We start from the raw sequence: 21,570 nt of genomic DNA, 5'->3' as shown, positions 1-21,570 counted from the left end.
TAGTGGCAGCGTTCCCTAGTCGCGGTGGCTTGGCTGAATCCCCACCAACGAGGGCGAGAGGCTTGACCAAGACTGCTTCACCAAGTCGGCCTCGGCCTTGACACTGCCAATGTAGTTGCCCGCTGGCAGGGTGGGGAAGCGTTTGTAGGGCACGACATCTTCGCCAAAGTAGCGGCTGTACTCAGGGCTATTCACCATCGTTTCGACAGCAGCCTTGAGGCCTTGATCCGCCAAGATTTTGTTGTATTGGCGAATTTCCGCTTGGGTGGCCGGGGCGCGACCGAGGAGGTGACGGAAGAGGAATTCAATCACCTTGGTGTTGGGATAGGGGGTGTAGAAGCGGTTGCGATAGATCTCCGAGCTGGCCAAGGTACGCACAAACTCGCGAACCGTAATTTCACCGTTGCGCAGGCGGCTCTCGAGATCAGGGCGCCGGAACTGGCTGGGCACTTGGCCACTGAAGACATCCATCACTTGGCAGTAGATGGCATTGATCACCAGTTCCACTTCAGCACTAGGTGCACCCACGGTCATGCGGAAAATGCGAGCAGGACGGCGACGGGTGGTACCGACCCCCACTTCCACCGATTGACCATCGCCATTGCGGAAGGAGCGTCCCAATTCGATAAAGCGGGGTTTGCTGGGATCCGCTTGACGCGCTTCGGCCTCTTGTTCGGCGATCGCCCGACTGAGGAGCGGCAGCTTCGTGTTATCGAGGCGAGGTTTCACGGGTGCGAAGCTGGGCACGACAATCGCATCACTTTGCTTCGTGAGTTGATTGTGCAATTTCTCAGTGTTGGGGAAGTTGGCCGCCGGCAGGGTGGGGAAGCGACGATAGGGCACCGTATCCTCACCAAAGGCTTCAGCGTATTCAGCACTACTGACGAGGGCTTGGACAAAGGCCTTTAAGCCTTGGGTGGCCAGAATTTGGTTGTAGCGGCGAATTTCCGCTTGATCAAGGGGCGCTCGACCTAAGAAGTGCTTGGTGCCCAGTTCGATCACCTTGGTGTTGGGGTAGGGGGTGTAGAACTCCTTCTGATAGAGTTCCGAGCAACCCAAGCCCTCGATAAACTCCTTGAGGGTAATCTCGCCGTTGCTGAGCTTCGATTCAAGGGCAGTAAATTCATCGCGGACAATGTAGGGCGCCACATCCCGCTCAAAGACCTGACGATAGGCCGCCTGAATCACTAGTTGCAGATTTTGCTTGTCATTGAGATCTGTGAGCTTAAAGACCTTGGTTTGGTCGCGGCGCTTGCTCACCCCTTGATTGGCACGGAACTGAATTGCTGGCTCGGTTCGTAGTTCGGTCACCGCCCCCAGTTCGACAAAGCGAGGTGTTTCTTCTTTTTCAGGGGGTACGCCAGTTTCACCAATCGTGCCAGTGCGGAGCGATCGCAGAGCCAGACCTTGGGGCGTAATGTAGCGCTCGTAGGGAACCGTATCTTCGCCAAAGGCTTCGCTGTACTCTTGGCTGTCAATGATCGCATCCACTAAGCCATAGAGACCTTTCTTCGAGGCAATGTCGAAGTAGGTATTCATCTCTTGGCGACCATAGGTGGGACGACCCAAGAGGCGACGGTGAATATATTCAATCGCCTTCGTGACGTACAGCGGTGTCCAGTAGAGGCTGCGGAAGAGGTTTGACTTGGCCAAAATCCGCACAAATTCACGCACAGAGATTTCACCATTTTCCAGTTTGATCTCGGCCACTTTTTGGCGCTGCCCTTCATAGACATCGCGGCCAAAGACTTGCAGATAAGCGGCACGAATCACCCGCTGGGTCGAACTTTCAGCAAATTTGACGCTGTCGCCGCCCGTCGCGATCGAGCGTTTGCCAATGCGGGCATTGATGCTGGGAAGCTGATCCAGTTTGAAGACTTTTGGCCCTAGGCTGCCGGGGGCGACCCCACGCGCTGCGGGATTGCTCACCTGATTGTTGATCCCTGGCCCGCGCGTAATGAGAATGCGGCGGGTGTCTTTGTTGAAGGGTTGGGGGCGAGCATTGGGATTTTTCTTCTCTTTCGGGAAGATGGCGCCAAACTGAATTTCCAAGGGATCGTTGCCCGCACCGTAGGGGTGTTGATCCGGCAGCGGCTGATCCTGAGCGGCAAAGGTGGTGATGAATTGCGGGACTTTACGGAAGGGAGCACTGTACTTGAAGAGATCCTGTTGGGCACCCCAGTTGCGGCACTCTTGAGCCTCTTGACCCAGACCCCGCAGATAGGGCACCGTCTCTTCACCAAAGTAGTCGCTGTATTCCTTGGAATCCACAAGGGCATCCACTAAGGCTGGAAGACCCCCTTTGGAAATAATGGCAAAGTAGGTTTGCACTTCCTCACGGCTCGAAGGCCCACGACCCAAAATATGGCGGAAGGCCAATTCTAGGGCACGGCTGTTGATATAGGGTTCGTAGAAGTTTTTGCGATAGAGGGGCGATTTGGCCAGTTGGCGGATGAACTCCTTCATGGAGATGGAGCCATTTTTCACCTTGGATTCAAGGTCAGAGATGCCCAAGCCGTAGGCACGGGAGATGTCGCGCTCAAAAACTTGCCGATAGGCGGCTTTGACCACTTCGTTTTTCTCGGCAGCGGATAGCCCCGGCTTCATCACAAATTTGGGACGGCGCTCGGCGGCATTGAAGTAAATCTGGGGTAGTTGCAGACCTTGAAGATCCGTGGAGTTGCGCTGCCGCACTTTATCGGAGGGGGCAGGGGCAATAAATTCGTTGATCAGAACTTCAAAGTAGGTTTCCACAATGCCCTTGGCTTCGGCGTCTTTTTCAAAGTAGCTAAGAGCCGCCCGCCGCATTTCCTGTAGGGCAGCAATGGTGGCATCAGTGGAGCAAGCAGCCTCAATAATTTCCCGCAAGCCGCGCGTATTCACCGCCAGAATGTTGGGATCGCCAGCCACAATGGCATAGGTGGTATAGCGGAGGAACCAATCCAAGTCGCGCAGGGATTTTTCCATGCGGGCAGGGCCATAGCGGGCAATGTTGATCGGCTTGAAGCCCACGGGTGCACCACCACCAGAGGCACTAAAGACGGAGCGCAAGCCCTCTAGGAATCCACCACGGGTGTCCACATAGGTTGCGGTTCCCAACTTCATGGCTTCTTTCATGTCAATGGCTTCGCCCCTTGCCCCAGTGGTGAATTGGGGGGCTTCTGCAGTTTGGGGACGGGAGAGGAAGGCCATGGGGGAACCACCGACAAAGATGCGGTTGGCAGCACGGGAAACAATGATGTCGGCGTTGCGGGTGAGGGTGGTGGCAATTTCAAGGCGTTTTGCCCCAGAGCGCAGATAAACAGCGAGTTCATCCAGCTCACCCCGATTCAGGAAGCGATCCTGCTGTTCGGCTTGAATAATCGTTGAAACGGGGACTGTTTGATAAAGTTGCGGGCGGGCAACCGAGCTTCCACCACTTGCTTTGACAACCATGGTTACTAAGAGGCTCCCTTTACTTTTAGTTAACGCGCTAACTTAGATTAGAACGATTCGGGGGTAGCTCGGTATTTTTTTAAGAAATGTATAAATTTATGGGGATTTATCGGCGATCGCCCCTAAGCTTTATGAATTTTTGTAATATTCCTTGACGGCGGTGCCCGACCTCAACACCCATGCCTGCTTCAGGCAACTAATTCGCCCACTCAACCGATCGCCTAAAAGTGCTGAAAAAGTTGATCGGGCTGCAGGGGCAATAATTCACCATTGAGCTTGAGTTGCACTCTCTTTTCAGGAATCATTTCCCCAACAATGGCGGCTTGCTCACCCGCTGCCCTACAAAGTTCTTGAGCCAAGTCTGGGGCAAGGCACAACACCAGTTCAAAATCTTCACCGCCATAGAGTGCCCAGTTCAAGGCCTGCGGGCGATCGCTATAGCCCACCATCGGAATTTGCTCTGCCCAAAGAATCGCACCCACCCCACTGGCTTGACAGAGTTGCAAGACAGCTGCCGCGAGGCCATCACTACTATCCATGCCAGCCAGACGCGGCGGGGGCACCTGTTGGCGCAGCCATTGCACAATATCCAATCGAGGTTGAGGGCGTTGATGGGCTTGGATCCACGCTTGCCGTAGTTCTGCGGACACAGTACTGGCCCACTGCGGATACAAAAGGCACTCGAGACCAGCGCGGGAGGCACCATGAACCCCCGTCACGACAATGACATCCCCCACCCGGGCGCGATCGCGATAAATAATCCGTTCTGGCGGCGCACTGCCCAAGACGGTGATGCTGAGACTGAGAACGCTAGAGCGACAGGTATCACCACCGATAATGCTGGTGCCATAGGCCTGACAACAGGCGGCCATGCCTTGATAAATCTCCTCAATTGTTGCCACAGGACAGTTGCGCGGTGCCGCGAGACCCACCGTTAACCCCAAGGGCAATGCCCCCATGGCTGCAAGGTCGGATAAATTGGCGGCCAGCGATCGCCAGCCCACATCCACTGGCGTCATGGTCACAGGGGTATCGCCCATGCCTAAACTAAAGTGCACCCCCTCCACTAGGACATCGGTACTGACAATCAGTTGCTCCCCAAGGGGTAGCGACAGAACCGCGGCATCATCGCCAATCAATTCCCTGTGGCAATAGGGGCGCAGGCGCTCAATCAATTCCAGTTCGCCACAGTCGGTGAGGGTGAGCATCACTAGTCAAACATCCGAAAATAGGGGGGGCGAATGGGGGCGCCGGGTTCTTTTTCGAGATCAAAGTTAATCACATCCCAGCGCTCCTCTTGGCTAGCGGGGGGGCTAAACTCAACGGGCAAACCAAAGAGGCGCAGCATTTGGGGATCCGTGGAGCCTCGCCAAGGGGTGCTGCGTTCGAGGTAGGCACAAAAGAGATCCCGATAGCGTTCGGCAATAATGACTTTGGTGGCGCGGTAGCCTTGGGTGTAGAGGCGATCGAGGGCATCGTGAATTTCAAAGCGAATCCCGTCGGGGTGGGTGTGCTGGCGATACCATTCGCCGTTCCAGAGGCGCCAAATGCGGCCGGATTGTAGGTGCATTAATTCCCCCGTTTTGGCATCAGCTTCAAAAGGACCGTGGCGCGGGCACAGGTACGTATCGGTGAGGGTCAGGGCGGGAATGACTTGCCGACAGTGGGGACAACGAATTTCAGGACCAAAGATCGGGTAGTGAGAGCCGGATGAGATCATGGACAGTTACCACACAGCGGCAGCAAATCCACCGCGATCGCCCTTATTATAACGAGTTGACTTCAGGAGCGGAAAACAAGGCGCCGTTCCCCCTCAAGTGGGTGGTTTGGGCTACCCTTAAGGGGTGGCAGATGCCAAGATAAAGAAATGTGTAAATTGGGATTGAAGCGTCAAGAATGATCCTTGGGGATGAACAGCGGGACATTTTGATTATTGGTGGCGGCACCATGGGGCTGGCGATCGCCATCGAATTGGCATTGCGGGGGGCACGACCCACCGTTCTCAGCCGCCAGTTTCGGGAAGCAGCGCTCCATGCCGCAGCGGGAATGTTAGCCCCCCAAGCAGAAGGCTTGCCCGCAGGCGCCATGTGGAATTTGTGTACGGCGAGCCGCAATCTCTATCCCAGTTGGATTGATAAGCTTGAGCAACTGACGGGCATGGATGCGGGCTACTGGCTCTGTGGTATTTTGGCACCCGTGACCGATGAGCGGCAGCGCGATCGCGCCCACCCTATGGAACCCGACAGCCGCTGGCTCGATGCATCTGAACTTGGGAACTATCAACCGGGCTTTGCGGAGAGTGTGCTAGGGGCTTGGTGGTTTCCCCAAGATGGGCAGGTGAATACGCGCAACTTGGCTAAGGTCTTGGTGAGTGCCGCTCGCATTCTAGGAATCGAAGTGATTGAGGGCATTAGTGTCCAGCGGTTTCAGCAAACCCCCCAAGGGGAAATTACAGCCTTGGAGAGCGATCGCGGGCGTTGGTCTGCGGGGATTTACATTCTGGCCACAGGCGCATGGGCACAAAGCCTACTTCCCCTACCCGTCACCCCCCGCAAGGGGCAAATGTTAGCCCTAAAACCGCCGGGGCAACCCCTACTGAACCATGTGATCTTTGGCGATCAACTCTATCTCGTGCCCCGTCGCTCTGGCAAAGTGGTGGTGGGTGCCACCAGTGAGGATGTGGGTTTCCAAGAGGGAACTACGGTTGCTGGCCTGCAAGCACTGCTGAATCGTGCCACCGCCGTTATTCCAGAGTTGGCCAGTTACGAGGTGATTGATACGTGGTGGGGCTATCGTCCAGCCACCCCCGATGATTTACCGATTTTGGGGGAAGGGCCAGCGGCGAATCTTTACTTGGCCACGGGGCATTACCGTAATGGCATTTTACTTGCCCCGATTACAGCGAAGCTGATGGCCAACTTGATTTTGCATCGGACGGGCGATCGCCACCTGAAAGCCTTTTCGTGGCAGCGATTTCAAACTCCGTCGGCAGCCAGTGCCTAGGCCGTCACCAACTCAGGACTAGGACGTTTGCTATGGCGGATGCCCGCGATCGCTGCTGCGTAATCCGGTGCCTTGAAGACCGCTGAACCAGCCACAATGGCATTGGCACCGGCTTCGAGAACTTGCCACGTATTTTCCGCCTTGAGACCGCCATCCACTTCGATCCATGGGTCTAAACCGCGCTCTTCGCACAGCTGCCGTAGCCGCCGAATTTTTGGCAAAACCGCTGGAATAAATTTCTGGCCGCCAAAGCCAGGGTTGACACTCATAATCAGCACGAGATCACAGACATCAAGGACGTACTCAATGAGTTCAAGAGGGCTAGAGGGGTTGAGCACTACCCCCGCCTGTTTACCCAGTTCCCGAATTTGACAGAGGGTGCGATGCAGGTGAGGCGAGGCGTTGTGTTCCGCATGGACAGAGATAATATCCGCCCCCGCTTTGGCAAAATCCGCCACGTATTTTTCTGGCTCAACGATCATTAAGTGCACATCGAGGGGCTTTTGGGTCAAGGGGCGAATTGCCTCAACAACCAATGGCCCAATCGTGATATTGGGAACAAAACGACCATCCATGACGTCGACATGGATCCAGTCGGCTCCCGCCCGATCCACCGCTTGGATTTCTTCACCCAAACGACTGAAGTCCGCAGAGAGAATGGAGGGAGCAATCACGACGGGCTTAGCACTCATGACCGATTCATTCCGTAAATAACGTTACAATTGTTTTTCAGTGTACCGAGCGATCGCCCCCACAGCAACTCTCCACCACCCAGACCACTTTGGCAAGTGCCTATGCATAGCCACTGCAGACCAACGGTACATTTTATAGTAGGCAACAATAGAGTTCGTCTGCACCACCAATATCATCAGCCAAAGGTGAGACACCAAATGTTGAAACAGCGCGCCACGATCATCACCATTGCCATTGGGTTGCTGGCCTCAGGCATGAGCGGCTGTGGCTTTATCGTCACTGAAGTCGAAATAGACCCTACCAATCAACCCAATCAAGCGGTGGCGCCACCGGCAGCAGCTGCCCCAGACCTTGAACCCGAACCCCCCAGTGTCACCGCATCTGCGGTTGCGGCATTAATTCCTCCTACCAACCCTAAAACCTATGTTGAGGGACTGACAAATGTCGGTCGTGCGAATCCCTTCGCCCCGCTGCTTCCCCCCAACAGGAACGAAGCTCCCAAGGGTGAAACGCCAAACGGTGCGCCCGCCGCTACGGGTAATGCGGGTAACGGTTCTCCTCAAACAGCTGCTAATGGAACAGGTACTCCCGCTGCCGCCATTCCACCCACCCCATCACCCCTGCCGCCCCCAGTGGACGCCCAAGCGGTGAAGGTTTTTGGTGTGGCTGCCGTAAATGGTCGCCTACAGGCAATTATTCGCTCGCCCAAAGAGAATGTCACCCGTACGGTGCAGGTGGGGGATACGATCGCTGGCAATGTGCTTGTGCGCGCCATTGATGCCTATGACACCACACCCGCAGTGGTTTTAGAACAATTTGGTCAAACGGTGCGCCTTACGGTCGGTCAGCCCACCACTGCGCAAGAGGCAACGCCACCCACTATCTAAGGCTAACTGTGCATACGAGGCAAGGGGTAGGGCGTGCTGAGAATCTCACTCTCAAGGACAGCCAACTGCTGCAATCGCTCTGCTAGCACCTCTTGACCAAAGGACTCATAGGCCAAGTACCAATAGGTGCCATAGTGGCGTGCCTCAGAGGTCACAAGGCTGGCAAAAAATTCTGCTAACTCCCGATCTGGGCAATGCTGAGCCAACAGTTGCAACCGCTCATGGCTGCGAGCTTCAATCAACGCGCAAACCAATAGGGTATCGAGAAAGCGATCGGGTTCCTGCGGGCGGACAGCGGCATTCAAGCGAGAGGCGTAGGGGGGTGCACTGAGGGGGGCAAGGGCAATGTGGCGGCGTTCCAGTTGCTGATTGACTTGACGGAAGTGATCGAGTTCCTCTTGGGCAATATCGGTGAGGGCATCTACCAATCGCTTGTGGGAAGGATAGCGAAACATGAGATTGATAGCTACGCCAGCCGCTTTGCGCTCACAGTGGGAGTGATCGAGCAAAATCGTATCCAAGTGAGCGATCGCCTGCACCACCCAATCGGCACGGGTGGGTTGCACAAGAAACTTAATGCGAACGGGCGTCTCAATCACGGCGGCGCTGAACGGTGAGCACAGAACAGGGGGCATTGTGGAGCACATAGTTGCTGACACTGCCAAGGAAGAACTCGCTCAAGCCCTTGAGACCCCGCCGCCCCAGCACAATCAAATCACTTTCCCAATCTTTGGCCAGATCACAAATGGCCCGACCCGCATCCCCTAAGGCTTGGGTAAATTCTGTGGGTACCCCTTTTTCAGTGGCAATTTGGGTGAGGTTGCGCAGCATATCCAAGCCTTTTTGCTCAAAGTTTTCCCACTGCTCCGCATAGGCACGCATCACTTCCTCGTGGAGTCCCACATAGACCCCGGAAGCGAAGGGGGTGGTAAAGATGGGGTCAGGATAGGATTCATTGGTGGGTGAAAGGACATGAATCAGCATCATGCGGGCTTGGTAGTGCTGTGCCAAATCCAGCGCCGTTTGAAAGACCTGTTCTCCCAGTTCACTGTCATCCACTGCAACGAGAATTTTCTTGTACATAACGCCCTGCCCTCCAATTTGCCTACCGCCTTTTTCACAGTCATGGAGTCCTGCTCAAGACTGCCCAAACCCATTCCTATTCCTAAAAGCGAATCTCACTCCTGACTCCTCAACTGTTCATCAAAAAATAGAAAAAGGCTCTATCTCTAGCTTAGAAGATTCCCACGGGGCTAAAACCTACATTTTGTAACATAGATTACTTTTGCGCAACAGTAATCGCCATTAGCCCGCCCAAGAGGGGATAGTGTTTCACGTGCTGAAAACCCACGTTTTGAATTAGATCACAGAGGGTGGCTGGGCTGGGGAAAGCCTGAATACTCGGCCACAAATAGTCATACTCTGCGGCCAAGCCATACTGACGGGCGGTGGGCACCACCCACTGTTGCAAGTACCATTGCTGAAATTGCTGGAGTGTGGGGGTTTGGGGATGGCTAAAGTCAAGAATGGCGACTCGCCCAGCGGGAATCAGCAGCCGAAACATTTCCCTGAGAGCTTGGCGAATATCCACGACATTGCGCAGCCCATAGCCCATGGTGATTCCTTGAAAGGTTTGATCTGCAAAGGGCACAGCCAAAGCATCCCCCTGAAGCCATTCAATTTGCGGGTAATGGCAACTGCGCTGACGGGCGATCGCCAAGGGTGCCGCCGCAAAGTCTAACCCCACCACCCGCCCCTGCCGCCCCACCCGCCGCGCCAGCACACGAGTCAAATCCCCCGTGCCACAGCAGAGATCTAAAGCCGTTGCCCCTGCAGGCAGTTCGAGCCAGTCCACGGCCATCTGTTTCCAGACATGGTGAAGGCCAAAGCTGAGTTGATCATTGAGGCGATCGTAGAGGGGGGCAATGCGCTCAAACAGGGCTTGGATATCGGTCATGGTTTAGCCTTAGCGCTGGCGACGCTGACGCAAATAGTTCGCCTCACGGCGTAATTGCTGAAAGTACTCCGTTTCGGTAATTTCTGCCACCTGCTGCCGCCGTTTTTCGTGATCAATTTCCACCCTTAGCTCTTCGATTTGCTGCTGCATCGCTTGCTCACGCTGTTTGCGCTCAGTAATGTCCTGCACCAATCCTTCATAGTAGAGAATCTTGCCCTCGGCATCCCAGACCGCCCGCATATCCAATTCGACCCAGATGATCTGGCGATCGCGCCGATAGGCCTTGAATTCAAAATGTCCCGTTGTTCCTCCAGTTGCAAAATGATTCAGAATCTCATCACGGGTGCTGGCTTCCACATAGATTTGGTCGCGAATACTGGTGACGCTCTGCACCATTTCTTCAGGAGAGTCAAAGCCAAAAATTCTGGCCATGGCGGCATTGACCCGAATAAACCGATTTTCTGTTGACGCCTGAAAAATCCCCTCAAGGGCATTCTCAAAAATACTGCGGTAGTTTTCCTCAGCAATGCGCAGTGCTTCCTCGGCGCGAATGCGATCGCTAATATCAATACCGACGGCAACCGTATGGGTACCCTGCATGTATTTTTGCAAAGCCACGAGGTAAAATGCGGTTTGACCATTGCGCTTAACGGAGATCACGCGTGAGGCAAATTGATCGGGAGAATCCACAAACTCCTGCATAAAGGCTGCCAACTCTCTATCCTCACGCAAAAAGCCCAAGGGACGACCAATAAACGCCTCTGGTGGCAAATTCAAGGTTTCTGCCAACTTGCGATTCACCCCCTTATAGATGCCCTCGGCATTAATCCACGAGATCGTACCCGGTACCGCATTGAGTACCGCCTCAAACTGTTCATTGGCCTCAAGCAGTTCATCACGAATCTGCTCAAGGGAGTGGTTTTTCTGGGCTAACTCCTCAAAAGAGATCCGCAACTGGCGCATCATGGCATTAAAGGCATTGGCCAGTTCCCCCACCTCATCAAGGGAGTGCACCTGTACCAGTGTCGTCAAATCGCCTGCCTGCACGCGGCGGGTCGAAGTCGCCAAGGATTGAATGGGTTTGACAATGGCATTGGCCGTGAGATAGGCCCAAACACTGGCCAACAACAGGGCACCAAGGGTAATGGCAAAGGCCACCAACCGTTTCTGGGTGGTCATGGTATGAATCCACGCTTGGGACTTCCCCACAAAGGCGATACCAATGGGCGGTGGATGCGGCAAATCGAGCTGCTGGCGAAAGTCCTGCAATGGACTGTAGATCGTTACATAGGGAGAACCCAAAATGTCAGTTGTGCCGAAAAACGTTTTGCCCTGATTGAGCACTTGAGTGGCCACTTCGCGAGCAACGCGGGTACCAAGGGCGCGAGTCTGACCATCGGTGTAAGGTACATTGGTGGCAATCCGCAAATCTTGGGCAAAAATTGTTGCCACCGTATCTACCGTGGACCATTCTGTGGTGGCATCCACAAGATCCGGCATATTGTTGAGTAAAATGCCCGTCAGAATTAGCCCCTGAAATTGGTTGTTTTCATAGAGAGGCTTTGCGGCAAAGGCCAGTAAGCCAATATTGCCGTCCGCAATGGGGTAGGTACCGACAGGGGCTGGCCGTTGCTTGGCGGGTAGAGTTGCAATGGGTTGAGGACGCAATGTGATCTTGGCCTGCTGGGCTAAGCCCAGTTCTTGTAACTGCTCACGACTGAGGAGCACCAGACCGCTAATCATCTGCTGGCGATCGCGAGCCACTTGAAACATCGGTAAGTGAGCAATACTGCTGGCTTGATGTGAGCTGAGACGATAGTAGGAATGAGTTTCGGGGGTCAAGTCGAGGAGTGCCTCTCCCGTTTTAGCCAAGACCATTGTTTGCTGGGCGAGTACCTGACCACTAGCATCGCTCACCAGCATCAGATTCATGGGACGCTCAGTGGGATCCACCTCCTCAAGCAGATCGCGGATAGTGGAGGGATTCATCATACGGGTGAGGGGTTGACCCACGTGCTGCACATACATCCCATTGGCAATCAAGAGGGCTTGAATGCGAGACTCATAGGCCAAGTTATCAATTTCCCACTGCAAATCCTGCAAACTAGAGCGCAGTTGCTGCTCAAGTTGACGATCGAAGTTATGATCACTGACCTGAATCAGGGCTTCGGTAATAATCACGGCTGGAAAGAGCGCCACAAGAGCCAAGGCCAAGGTAAATTTCCAACGCAGACTTAACCGCTGCCATGCGGTCGAGAATCGTTGAGATAAGGCTCTAGCGGAATTTTTCATCAAGATTGATACCGAGGCTACTGCAACTGCCGCAATTGCTACTTTCCAAGCTTGAGCGTTGCTGGCAGTACATTGATCTTAGACGACCTTAAAAACGGTAACGGAATTCAATAAAGCCTGTGCCCTGACCACTGGTGCTCACCTGTCCGCCAAGGCGAATCTGCTCTGTCACCTGAAACCCAAGGTTAAACCGCGTCGGATCACTGGGAGCGGTGAGCAACTGCAAGAGGGAAACCGAGGTAAAACTGTTCACTTGAAAACCCAGTTCAGCCCCTAGGGCAAGGGTTGGGGCTTGGCTTTGGGCCTGGCGATCGGGGGGCACGACGGCTGGAAACATCCGAAAGGAAGTGCGGTTACCCGTGGCCTGATCAATCAATGCCTGTAGGTTGTTGAAAAGAGCTGATCCGGCAAGACTGGCCACCGCCGCTTCTCCCCCCACTTGGTTGAGATCCGCAATTGAACCACCGCCCATCAAGGCAAGGAGTTCGGTCGTGCTGCGCGAAGGGGTACTGGATAGCTCAAGCACCGCAGGCAAATTGGTTTGCAATTGACTGGCACGACCATTGATACGGGCAGTGATCCGAATGGTGTTCAATGTTCCCAGACTGGTGGCTGTGAGGGAACCCGCATCGGAGAGTCGCGTCACGGTGCCGGGGGTATAAACTTCAGTGGCAGTGGCAGCAAGGGTGAGGTTGAGTTCGGGATCTAAGCCATTGGCGGGGGTAAAGAGCACATAGTTATCCGCTCGCCGCTGGAGCAAAAAGAGGGTGGTGAACAGATTCAGTTGCCCGCCTGTGAGGCGAATTTTGCCGTCAGGCTGGAGACTATTGAGACCCCCATTGAGGGTTAAACTGCCAGTGGCCGTTAGGTTGAGAACGGGCGATCGCGTCACCCGCAAGGCATCTGAGATATTAATTACCAAGTTATCAAAAGCTAGGGGTTCAAAGGGACTGTCAGCAGGAGTGGCTAACCCATTGCCATTGACCAAACCATTGATGGCGCCTAAATCCAAACGGCCTTGGCTGAGTTGGACACTGCCCCCCAAATCAGGACTCAGGAGCGTATCCGTAATCACGAGGGTGCCATCTACGGTGCCGCGATAGATATTGCCGGCATTCACTTGCAAGCGTCGCAAGGACGCGGTGAGGGGTGTGGCAGTATCGGGATCATCTGAGGCTAAGGGAGTCTGAATTGGTAACACCCCTGCCATGGTAATTTGCCCTTGGCTAAAGAGACCTTGAATGCCATCCACCCGCAGGCGATCGCGATCGAAGCGCACCCGCGCACTGAGATTAGTCACCGGTTCCTCAAAGGCGGGAGTTTTAATCACCGCATCATCCACACTCAGGACGCCATTCACCATCGGCTCCGCCCACGTTCCCCGCAGTTGGGCTTGGAAAACTCCCCTTCCTTGTTGCCATTGCACCTGATCGGTAAAGAGGTTGATCAACGACAATCCCTCATCCTTGACACTCACATCTAGGGCTAACTGCGGGTCCACCACGGGTCGCGGGTCAAGGGGATAGATCAAGGGAACCGAACCTGTCACCATGAGCGGTTCTGGCGTATCCAAGCGGGCGATCGCCTGAAGGGCAAGACGATTTTGGGCGTAGCGGAATGTGGCATTCGCTGCCTCCAAGGGACGTTGATTCAACCGACCCTCCGCAAGGGTCGCCTCACCGGCGAGAATGGGCTGCTGCCATGAGCCAGTCAACACCGCTTGGGCATTCACCTTACCTTCCACATCCACCCCCGGCGGCAAAAGACTTGCCACAAGACTCACAGGGAATTGCTCTAGCCGCAGTTGGGCATTTTGCTGGTTACCGCCAAGAATGCCATTGACGTTTAATTGCCCACCATTCACAAGCAGATTGAGGGTTGTCAGCACCAGTTGATTTTGGGCAAAGCGACCGCGACTCAGAAACTGATCAACTGCGTAATTTCCCCACTGCCAATTGGCGCCCTTAAGATCAAAGCTGGCCACCAGACCCGACTGCGGGGTTTGACTCAGATTGATTTGGCCATTAAAAGTCCCCTGAAGTTGCTCCAAGGGGGGCAGCAGCTCCGGCCGCCGCACCAAAGCCGCTTGGGCTTGTAGCATCTCAATTTCGGCAAGGCGGCGAATTTGTGTGAGCAGTGAGACTTGCAGACCTTCCCCTGCGGTGGGTGTGCCCAAATCTGCGGCAGTCCCCCGAGCGGTGGGTTGGCCAATCCCGAGGACGATGGCGAGTCCCGTTAAATCCGCTAAATTGCCTTGGGCAATCGTCAACTGCGCCCCCAATTGTTGAGGCTGGAGATCGGCAGTGAATTGATAGCGACTTTCCCCTTTTGTAAAAAGGCCAGATTGAATCGTCAGGCGATCGCGACTCAGACGGAATTGCGCTTGCAGGCGATCGCCCCGCCATGCCCCTAACCCCGGTCGCTCTACGGTAAAACTACCCTGCCCCCTCGTCCAATTTTGCAACTGGAGATTGCCTGAGGCCACTCCTGCGAGAATGGCTTTTTCGGGGAGTTCCGGGAGCCGTAACCGCAGGGATTCCACAGGAAACTGCTGCAGACGCAGATCAAAGCTCTCCCCTTGGCGCTGGCCGATCAGTTGCGCCTGTTGCCGTTGAACCAGCAGTGAGCGGGGTAAGCCATCAGCATCCAAACGAAATGCCAAGCGATCGCCCCCCCCCTGTACATTGAGGGCTGCCCCCTGTTGTTGGCTCAAGGTAACCGTGCCCGTGAGTTGAGGGGCAAAGCGCAAATCATTCACCGCCAATCCTTGGGTGAGCAGTGCCCCCTGAAACTGGAGCCTATCGAGGCGGCCTGTGAGTTGGCCTTGAAAGGACGTGGTACCGGCAAGGGTGAGGGGAACGGGGAAATTCGGTTCCAAGAAAGTGCTTAAGGTACTCAGGGGGAGATTTCTGGCTTGGATGCCCAATTGAATGTCAGTGGGTTGTAAGGCCGCTAAATCAACACCAATAGTGCCCTGGGCGCGGATCGCACCGAGAGTGGCTTCTTGCACTTGCAATTGCTGACCATCCCAGTTCACAACTGCAATCAGCGGATCACCCGTGGGGGTTTGATCCACTTGCAGATTGGCACTAGCTCGAATCGCTGGTAGCGTTAGTTGATCCACCCGTCCTTGGGCGATCGCCTGGCCACTGAGACGACCTTGTAACTCTTGATTCAACTGCCGTAGGGGAATATTCTCAGCCTGAGCCTGCAACTGCCACTGACCGGCGGCGGCTTGCACTTGACCCCGCAGACGCCCCCCTAAAAACTGCATTTGAAACTCCGGAACGAGCAGTTGAGTTTGCGTCAGACGGGCGGTGCCCCGCAGTGGATACTGAGCCGTCGGTAGTTGAAAGGCGGCATTGGCCTGCCAAGCCTCTGGGGTACGCAGATTGCCAGCAAAGTCCAGTTGTGCAAACCCCTCCCCTAGGGACACGGGCGGAGCCACATCGTAGCGGCGGGCGATCGCCTGCAGATTCACCTGCTGCACTTGTGCTTGGCCACGAAACTCGCCCGTGGGTTCTACCCCAACCGTTGCCTGTACCTCACCGCCATCCACCAACTGGGCGCGAACCTCCATCAGCCTAACCCCTTGCTCAAGGGACGCCATAAACGGCAGCCGTACCTGTTGCAGTTGCAGTTGATCCACTTGGAGCAGCGTTTGGCTGCGCAGTTCACCCCTGACTTGGGGATTCTCCAGATCCCCCTGCACGCGAAGGGTGGGAACTTCCACTTGACCCCGCAGGGGAACCGGTGGCGTAATCTGCAAGGCCGTTAAGGTAGGGGCGAGATCAAACCTCGGCACTTGCGCTTCAATGTTCCAGCCGCTTCGGAGACCGACGGTGCCTTGAGCCTGCCAGCGGACATTGGCGATCGCCCCGCGCAAATAGTGCAGCTTTGCCTGATTGCCCTGCAATTGCACATGGGCTTGTAATCCCTTGATGTCTTGGGGCACAAAGGCCGTGCGTAAAGTACCATCCCGCAACCAAATTTGACCCGTGACTTCGGGGGTTTCTGGTAAAGGCAGACGAACCCGTAATTGCCCCTCCAATTGGCCGCCTTGGACACGAATGGTCTCTGGCAGAATCTCATTCCCGAGCCCAAGGGGAATCTTACTGAAGCGCAAATCCAGTTGTCCTGATTCTTGGGGTTGGTTCCAGTCCCCCTGCAATCGCCATTGGCCACCCCCGGCCAGTTGTCCCTCCGCTTGACCTTCGAGGGCAAAATTCTGGCGATCGGGCGTCAGGGTCAATCCGCCATGAATTTGGTACAGCAGGTAGGCAGGACGCCGAAAGGGTTGAACCAGCACAGAGCCATCCCGCACCTTCACCTTGATTTGATTCAGTTGAAAAAAGCTCGGCTCCTCCTCTGGCAGCTGAACTTCTGTGCGCCACCACCGCCCTTGGGCATCCTGAACCACCGTGAGTTGGGGTTGGTGGAGAGTCACATCGAGATCTAGTTTTTGACCTGTCAGAAGCTGCCATGGATTAAAGGCGACTTCAATGCCATTGATTAGCGCGTTGTCCAACTCGGGAGTGCCATCTTCTGACGTGTAGCTGGGAACCGCTGAGGAGCCAAAACGAACAACATTCAGCCCGACGTGCTCAACGTCGCCAATTTCCACTGGCCGATTGAGACGCTGTTGTAGTTGTTGGGCAATTTCAGGAGCCAATTCATAGTGCACAAACCACCACGCCCGCGTTCCACCGAGCACCACCAAGGCAATCATTCTCCATCCCCACTGACGAGACCAAAGGGTAAAGGGGGGTTGTGGTTGCTGCGTCATTCATCCCAACTCCGTCACACCTAGGCAAGACGCTTAACAGCTCAATCCTAATACGCAGAACAAAGGCTCGTCTTTCTAAATTTGATTGCCCAAGCGATGGGTAGGTTCTGGGCAATTCAAGAAACGCTAGGATAAAAGGATGAACGTAAAGAAATGTAACAAAATGAGTGTCTTAGCAGATCGTGTGGTGTTAGTGGTGGGTGCCACAGGTGGCATTGGTCAAGCCGTTGTTGAGCAACTCCAAGAAACGGGTGCCAAGTTGGTCTTAGCGGCTCGCTCGAGCGATCGCCTGCAAGCTTTGGTAGAGCAGCTTCCCTCCTCAGTCACCGCACAAATTCAGCCCTGTGACATCACCCAGCCGGCGCAAGTGAGCGAATTAATGCAAGCCATCCGCAGTGAGCAGGGACGACTCGATGTATTGATCAACGCGGCGGGGGCTGGCCTCCTCAAGCCCTATCAAAAAATTACTGCGGCTGAACTGGATCAGATGTTGGATCTCAACCTTAAGGGTTGCTTTTACACCAGCCAACAGGCTGCCGAACTCATGAAAGAGCAACAACAGGGACACATCTGCACCGTTGTCGGTATCCTCGGTAAACATTCAATGGCGATGGGGTCAGCCTACTGTGCTGCGAAATTTGGAGTCGTGGGCTTCAGCAAGTGTATGGCCGAAGAACTCAAGCGCTATGGTATTCGCTTTAGTCTATTCTACTTTGGCGGTGTGGATACGCCCTTTTGGGATGCCGTCAGCCTCAAAATCGATCGCCAGAAACTGCTGCGACCGGCCACCGTTGCCCGTCTGATTCGCGCTACCCTAGAAACGGATCCCCATGCGGTTCCCCTTGAGTTGAGCTTGATGCCCGATAGCCACGTCTTCTTCTAAGCAGAAAGCGTAGGCAGCGAAGAAGGATGCAGGAGTAGTTCAGCCGTGGAGCGTTTTTCCACCATTTCGGGCGTGATGGTACATTCGCGCAGGTCTTTGCGGGAAGGCAGTTCGTACATCACGTCCAGCATAATCTCTTCAACAATGGCGCGCAGGGCACGGGCACCGGTTTTACGACGGTAGGCCTCTTGGGCGATCGCCTCTACCGCCGCCGGTTCAAAGCGCAACTCCACACTGTCCATGCGCATGAGTTTTTGGTACTGCTTCAGGAGCGCGTTTTGAGGTTGGGTAAGAATTTCTGCCAAGGCGGCCACATCCAACGGCTCTAGCACGGCCACCACGGGAATACGGCCAATGAACTCTGGAATCATGCCGTACTTCACCAGATCGTGGGGTTCCAGTTGCTTGAGAATATCCGCAGAGCGTTTTTCCTTGGGGAGGGGTTCGCCATCGCGGACAAAGCCCATTGCCTTCTTGCCCACCCGCTGCTCAATGGTTTTCTCTAAACCAACAAAGGCGCCCCCACAGATAAAGAGGATATTCGTCGTGTCAATTTGAATGCAGTCTTGGTAGGGATGCTTGCGCCCCCCCTGCGGCGGCACATTGGCGATCGTCCCCTCTAGCATCTTCAGCAGCGCCTGCTGTACCCCTTCCCCGGACACATCACGGGTAATTGAGGGATTTTCACTTTTGCGGGCAATCTTATCAATCTCGTCAATATAGATAATCCCCCGTTGTGCTTCCTCCACATCCATATTGGCGGTTTGCAGCAAGCGCAGCAGGATATTTTCCACATCTTCCCCCACATAGCCGGCTTCCGTGAGGGTAGTGGCATCGGCAACGGCAAAGGGAACATCGAGGAGCTTCGCCAATGTCTGAGCTAAGAGGGTCTTGCCAGAACCCGTCGGGCCAATCAGGAGAATATTGGACTTTTGCAGTTCGACGTTGTCATCGCCCCGCTGATCACCATCCAAAAGACTCAGGCGCTTGTAGTGGTTATAGACCGCAACTGAGAGGATTTTCTTAGCTTCATGCTGGCCGACCACGTGCTTATCAAGAAATTCCTTGATTTGCCGAGGCTTGGGCACTTGGCTGAGGGGCCGACTGCGGGGTGTGCTGCGGGGCGATCGCGACGGTGTAGCCTCTCGACGGGGAGCCGCCGCATTGGGAACGGTGGCCAATTCCTCATCGAGGATTTCATTACACAGTTCTACGCATTCATCACAGATATAGACCCCAGGGCCGGCGATGAGTTTACGCACCTGTTCCTGTGACTTACCACAAAAGGAGCACTTGAGGTGGGTATCATATTTGGCCATAGGGAACCTCTAGGGTTGCACGTAGGGTGTACTTAGTGGCTAGGGAGGGTCTGCCGCGTCACCACCTGATCAATCAGACCGTAGGCCTTGGCCTCTTCAGCGGACATAAAGAAATCCCGCTCCGTATCAGCTTCAATGCGCTCGATGGGTTGCCCCGTGTGCTGTGACAAGAGTTCATTGAGCTTGCGCTTGTGGTAAAGAATTTCCCGCGCTTGGATTTCAATATCCACTGCCTGACCCTGGGCACCTCCGAGGGGCTGGTGAATCATGATCCGCGCATGGGGCAGCGCCATCCGTTTGCCGGGGGTACCGCCAGACAGTAAGAAGGCACCCATACTCGCCGCCAAGCCAAAGCAGAGGGTACACACATCGGGGCGAATGTGCTTCATGGTGTCGTAGATGGCCATGCCGGCTGTAACCGAGCCACCCGGTGAGTTGATGTACAGGTAAATGTCTTTTTCCGGATCCTCGGCATCAAGGAATAGAAGCTGTGCCACGATGGAGTCAGCAACCGCATCATCAATGCCGCGGCGATCGCCCGCACCCCCCCCTAGGAAGATGATCCGCTCCCGCAGGAGTCGCGAGTAGATATCAAAGGCTCGTTCACCCCGCCCCGACTGCTCAACCACCATCGGCACAATATTGGCATGGGTAGGCGGCAGGTTGAGCGCTGGAGAGCGCAGAATGGCACTGAGGGGATGGTCGTAACGCGATTGCAGCATAGTTGCCTAGAATGACGGTTCGTTTGTAATTAATTGTAACTAGCGGTTTGTCCCCGTAGGGATCATCACTTTCATTATGCCGAACTATTCTTGGGCTGGGGCAGAACTTGCTTTTTTCCCAGAGCGTTTTTGCGGCTTAGATGGCTTTTCAGCAACGGCCTCCGTCTGGGTATCTTTGGGCGCTTCAGCAGTCGCTGTGGGCTGCTCAGTGGCTGTGTCGGACTGCACTGGCTGAAATGTATTTTGCTCTAGGAGCCAGTTGAGGGCTTCCTCCTGCTGCACTTCATCGTGGGCAAATTCGCGGAGTCGTTCTAGATCCTTGGCTGTTTGGTTGCCCAACACCTCTTTGTAGCGGTTCAGCCGTTCCTCCACTGCGTCGGGACTAGGTTCAATGCCCTCTTGACGAGCGATCGCCCTCAACAATAAACGGGAGTGTACCTCCTTCGCTGCCCCCGGCTCTGCCTCTTGACGCATTTTTTCGTAGAGTTCCTCGGTCATGATCTTGTTGAGATCAACGCCTTGGGACTGAATTTGCATCAGCGTCGTCCGCACCTTCACATCTGCCTCTTTGCGGATCAGGGTTTTTGGCAATTCAACTGGATTTTGGGCAATGAGGGTATCAATGAGGGCAGCTTCTCTCGCTTTCTTGTCTTGATTTTCAGCTCGCTCCTGATGGTTTTGTTCTAGATAGGCCCGCAATTCTGCCATCGTACTGAATTCACTGTGCTCAGCGGCAAAGGCATCGTCTAGGGGGGGCAGTTCCGGTGCTTTAATCCCTAAAAGTTCAATCTCAGCAGTCAATTGTTTGGGGATGTCTGCTTTCCCTTCCTTGACTTCCTCGGCAACAGACACCGTCACCGTTTTGGCTTCACCGACACTCATGCCGACAACAGCAGCAGGAATTTCTTTAATCAAAAAGGGTTGCTCTTCATCGAGGGACAGGGGCAGTTCATCTGCTGAGAGTTCCTTCACCACCTCGCCATTTTCATCTTTGGTCACCAGTTTTAGGGTGACATCATCGCCCCACTGAGCGGGTCGGTCTTCGACAGGAATGAGGGTGGCGTGCTCCCGTTGGTGCCGCTGCAAGAGCTTCTCGACAGTTTCGGGATTGTAGGTGACGGGAGTGTACTCAATGGTTAGCCCTTTATAGGCTGTGACTGTCACTTCTGGTTCGACATCAAACGTGACGCTGAAAGAAAAGTTGTCGCCCGGCTGAAATTGGTTCAGTAGCTCTGTAATATCCCCTTGGAGTTCGAGGTTGCCTAGATAGGGGATGTTGTTCTTTTCGACGGCGGCTTTGACGGTATCCTCAATCAGTTTTTCTATGGCCACATAGCGCAGCCGCTCTTTGCCAATTTGCTGCAAGACAAGCTGCCGGGGGGCTTTGCCCTTGCGAAATCCGGGTACCTGTGTATGGCGAAGGAGATCATTGACCACTTGGTTATAGACCTGTTGAGAGTGTGCCCCCGAAACCTCAATCGTGGCGAGGAGTTGGCTATTGGCACGGGGTTCAGTCGTCATGGAAATGATGTCAGTCACGTCAGTCAAGGTCATTCCCCTTCGCAAATGGTGTCAGTGTAGTGTCAGTTGGCT

15 protein-coding genes are annotated in these 21,570 nt (G+C 54.7%); 3 read left to right on the top strand and 12 right to left on the bottom strand.

Translation table 11 applies throughout. The annotated features are described in order from the left end of the window. Positions 1–15: 15 nt before the first annotated feature. From RHK62_RS07110 to RHK62_RS07100, 3 genes are all read right to left on the bottom strand, one after another. Positions 16–3,435, bottom strand: a complete 3,420-nt coding sequence (locus tag RHK62_RS07110; protein ID WP_310453491.1) for a phycobilisome rod-core linker polypeptide — start codon at positions 3,433–3,435, stop codon at positions 16–18. 221 nt (positions 3,436–3,656) lie between these two features. Continuing rightward, on the bottom strand, positions 3,657–4,643 hold the full coding sequence (gene thiL, locus RHK62_RS07105) for a thiamine-phosphate kinase (protein ID WP_206201692.1): 987 nt from the start codon (positions 4,641–4,643) through the stop codon (positions 3,657–3,659). 2 nt (positions 4,644–4,645) lie between these two features. Next, positions 4,646–5,155, bottom strand: coding sequence for a TIGR02652 family protein (locus RHK62_RS07100; protein ID WP_206200155.1), 510 nt, complete (start codon positions 5,153–5,155; stop codon positions 4,646–4,648). 176 nt (positions 5,156–5,331) lie between these two features. Between RHK62_RS07100 and thiO the strand changes: the two genes are divergently transcribed. Next, the gene (thiO, locus tag RHK62_RS07095; protein WP_206200154.1) at positions 5,332–6,438 is read left to right on the top strand and encodes a glycine oxidase ThiO; all 1,107 of its coding nucleotides are present in this window, start codon (positions 5,332–5,334) and stop codon (positions 6,436–6,438) included. On the opposite strand, the gene rpe is transcribed toward thiO, so the two are convergent. After that, positions 6,435–7,130, bottom strand: coding sequence for a ribulose-phosphate 3-epimerase (gene rpe / locus RHK62_RS07090; RefSeq protein WP_302677601.1), 696 nt, complete (start codon positions 7,128–7,130; stop codon positions 6,435–6,437). The two genes, thiO and rpe, sit on opposite strands and share 4 nt — an antisense overlap. 198 nt (positions 7,131–7,328) lie before the next feature. Here rpe and RHK62_RS07085 point away from each other — a divergent pair, with 198 nt between their 5' ends. Beyond that, positions 7,329–8,018, top strand: a complete 690-nt coding sequence (locus RHK62_RS07085) for a hypothetical protein (RefSeq protein ID WP_310438524.1) — start codon at positions 7,329–7,331, stop codon at positions 8,016–8,018. A gap of 2 nt (positions 8,019–8,020) precedes the next feature. Here the strand turns inward: RHK62_RS07085 and miaE are convergent, their stop codons facing one another. The 5 genes from miaE to RHK62_RS07060 all read right to left on the bottom strand — a co-directional run bounded on the left by miaE (position 8,021) and on the right by RHK62_RS07060 (position 17,053). Further along, on the bottom strand, positions 8,021–8,653 hold the full coding sequence (miaE, locus tag RHK62_RS07080) for a tRNA isopentenyl-2-thiomethyl-A-37 hydroxylase MiaE (protein ID WP_310453490.1): 633 nt from the start codon (positions 8,651–8,653) through the stop codon (positions 8,021–8,023). Then, on the bottom strand, positions 8,610–9,101 hold the full coding sequence (locus RHK62_RS07075) for a universal stress protein (protein WP_310453489.1): 492 nt from the start codon (positions 9,099–9,101) through the stop codon (positions 8,610–8,612). The genes miaE and RHK62_RS07075 overlap by 44 nt, the downstream gene beginning before the upstream one ends. 196 nt (positions 9,102–9,297) lie before the next feature. After that, positions 9,298–9,975, bottom strand: a complete 678-nt coding sequence (gene ubiE, locus RHK62_RS07070) for a bifunctional demethylmenaquinone methyltransferase/2-methoxy-6-polyprenyl-1,4-benzoquinol methylase UbiE (RefSeq protein WP_310453488.1) — start codon at positions 9,973–9,975, stop codon at positions 9,298–9,300. 9 nt (positions 9,976–9,984) lie between these two features. Further along, a complete protein-coding gene (locus RHK62_RS07065) occupies positions 9,985–12,267 on the bottom strand; it encodes a cache domain-containing protein (protein ID WP_310453487.1) in 2,283 nt (760 codons plus the stop codon). Positions 12,268–12,355: 88 nt separating this feature from the next. Continuing rightward, entirely contained in the window at positions 12,356–17,053 is a 4,698-nt protein-coding gene (locus tag RHK62_RS07060) for a translocation/assembly module TamB domain-containing protein (RefSeq protein WP_310453486.1), read from the bottom strand. 163 nt (positions 17,054–17,216) lie between these two features. Here RHK62_RS07060 and RHK62_RS07055 point away from each other — a divergent pair, with 163 nt between their 5' ends. Then, on the top strand, positions 17,217–17,936 hold the full coding sequence (locus RHK62_RS07055) for an SDR family oxidoreductase (protein WP_310453485.1): 720 nt from the start codon (positions 17,217–17,219) through the stop codon (positions 17,934–17,936). Here RHK62_RS07055 and clpX read toward each other — a convergent pair. The 3 genes from clpX to tig form a co-directional block, all read right to left on the bottom strand. Next, entirely contained in the window at positions 17,933–19,255 is a 1,323-nt protein-coding gene (gene clpX / locus RHK62_RS07050) for an ATP-dependent protease ATP-binding subunit ClpX (protein WP_302677609.1), read from the bottom strand. The genes RHK62_RS07055 and clpX overlap by 4 nt on opposite strands. Positions 19,256–19,287: 32 nt before the next feature. Beyond that, positions 19,288–19,977, bottom strand: coding sequence for an ATP-dependent Clp endopeptidase proteolytic subunit ClpP (gene clpP, locus RHK62_RS07045; RefSeq protein ID WP_149819305.1), 690 nt, complete (start codon positions 19,975–19,977; stop codon positions 19,288–19,290). A gap of 84 nt (positions 19,978–20,061) precedes the next feature. Then, positions 20,062–21,531: a trigger factor gene (tig, locus tag RHK62_RS07040; protein ID WP_310453484.1), complete on the bottom strand. Its 1,470-nt coding sequence runs from the start codon at positions 21,529–21,531 to the stop codon at positions 20,062–20,064. Positions 21,532–21,570 lie beyond the last annotated feature (39 nt).

Origin of the sequence: Thermosynechococcus sp. HY213 (assembly GCF_031460975.1) — a bacterium.
Lineage (GTDB): Bacteria > Cyanobacteriota > Cyanobacteriia > Thermosynechococcales > Thermosynechococcaceae > Thermosynechococcus.
This window is presented reverse-complemented; position numbering and strand designations above follow the sequence as displayed.

What these genes read in the sequence shown, in the direction of transcription:
- RHK62_RS07085 (WP_310438524.1), top strand. Translation starts at nt 7,329, where the DNA reads ATGTTGAAACAGCGCGCCACGATCATCACCATTGCCATTGGGTTGCTG.
- RHK62_RS07065 (WP_310453487.1), bottom strand. Translation starts at nt 12,267, where the DNA reads ATGAAAAATTCCGCTAGAGCCTTATCTCAACGATTCTCGACCGCATGG.
- RHK62_RS07055 (WP_310453485.1), top strand. Translation starts at nt 17,217, where the DNA reads ATGAGTGTCTTAGCAGATCGTGTGGTGTTAGTGGTGGGTGCCACAGGT.
- thiO (WP_206200154.1), top strand. Translation starts at nt 5,332, where the DNA reads ATGATCCTTGGGGATGAACAGCGGGACATTTTGATTATTGGTGGCGGC.
- RHK62_RS07075 (WP_310453489.1), bottom strand. Translation starts at nt 9,101, where the DNA reads ATGTACAAGAAAATTCTCGTTGCAGTGGATGACAGTGAACTGGGAGAA.
- rpe (WP_302677601.1), bottom strand. Translation starts at nt 7,130, where the DNA reads ATGAGTGCTAAGCCCGTCGTGATTGCTCCCTCCATTCTCTCTGCGGAC.
- RHK62_RS07060 (WP_310453486.1), bottom strand. Translation starts at nt 17,053, where the DNA reads ATGACGCAGCAACCACAACCCCCCTTTACCCTTTGGTCTCGTCAGTGG.
- ubiE (WP_310453488.1), bottom strand. Translation starts at nt 9,975, where the DNA reads ATGACCGATATCCAAGCCCTGTTTGAGCGCATTGCCCCCCTCTACGAT.
- clpX (WP_302677609.1), bottom strand. Translation starts at nt 19,255, where the DNA reads ATGGCCAAATATGATACCCACCTCAAGTGCTCCTTTTGTGGTAAGTCA.
- clpP (WP_149819305.1), bottom strand. Translation starts at nt 19,977, where the DNA reads ATGCTGCAATCGCGTTACGACCATCCCCTCAGTGCCATTCTGCGCTCT.
- thiL (WP_206201692.1), bottom strand. Translation starts at nt 4,643, where the DNA reads ATGCTCACCCTCACCGACTGTGGCGAACTGGAATTGATTGAGCGCCTG.
- tig (WP_310453484.1), bottom strand. Translation starts at nt 21,531, where the DNA reads ATGACCTTGACTGACGTGACTGACATCATTTCCATGACGACTGAACCC.
- RHK62_RS07100 (WP_206200155.1), bottom strand. Translation starts at nt 5,155, where the DNA reads ATGATCTCATCCGGCTCTCACTACCCGATCTTTGGTCCTGAAATTCGT.
- RHK62_RS07110 (WP_310453491.1), bottom strand. Translation starts at nt 3,435, where the DNA reads ATGGTTGTCAAAGCAAGTGGTGGAAGCTCGGTTGCCCGCCCGCAACTT.
- miaE (WP_310453490.1), bottom strand. Translation starts at nt 8,653, where the DNA reads ATGCCCCCTGTTCTGTGCTCACCGTTCAGCGCCGCCGTGATTGAGACG.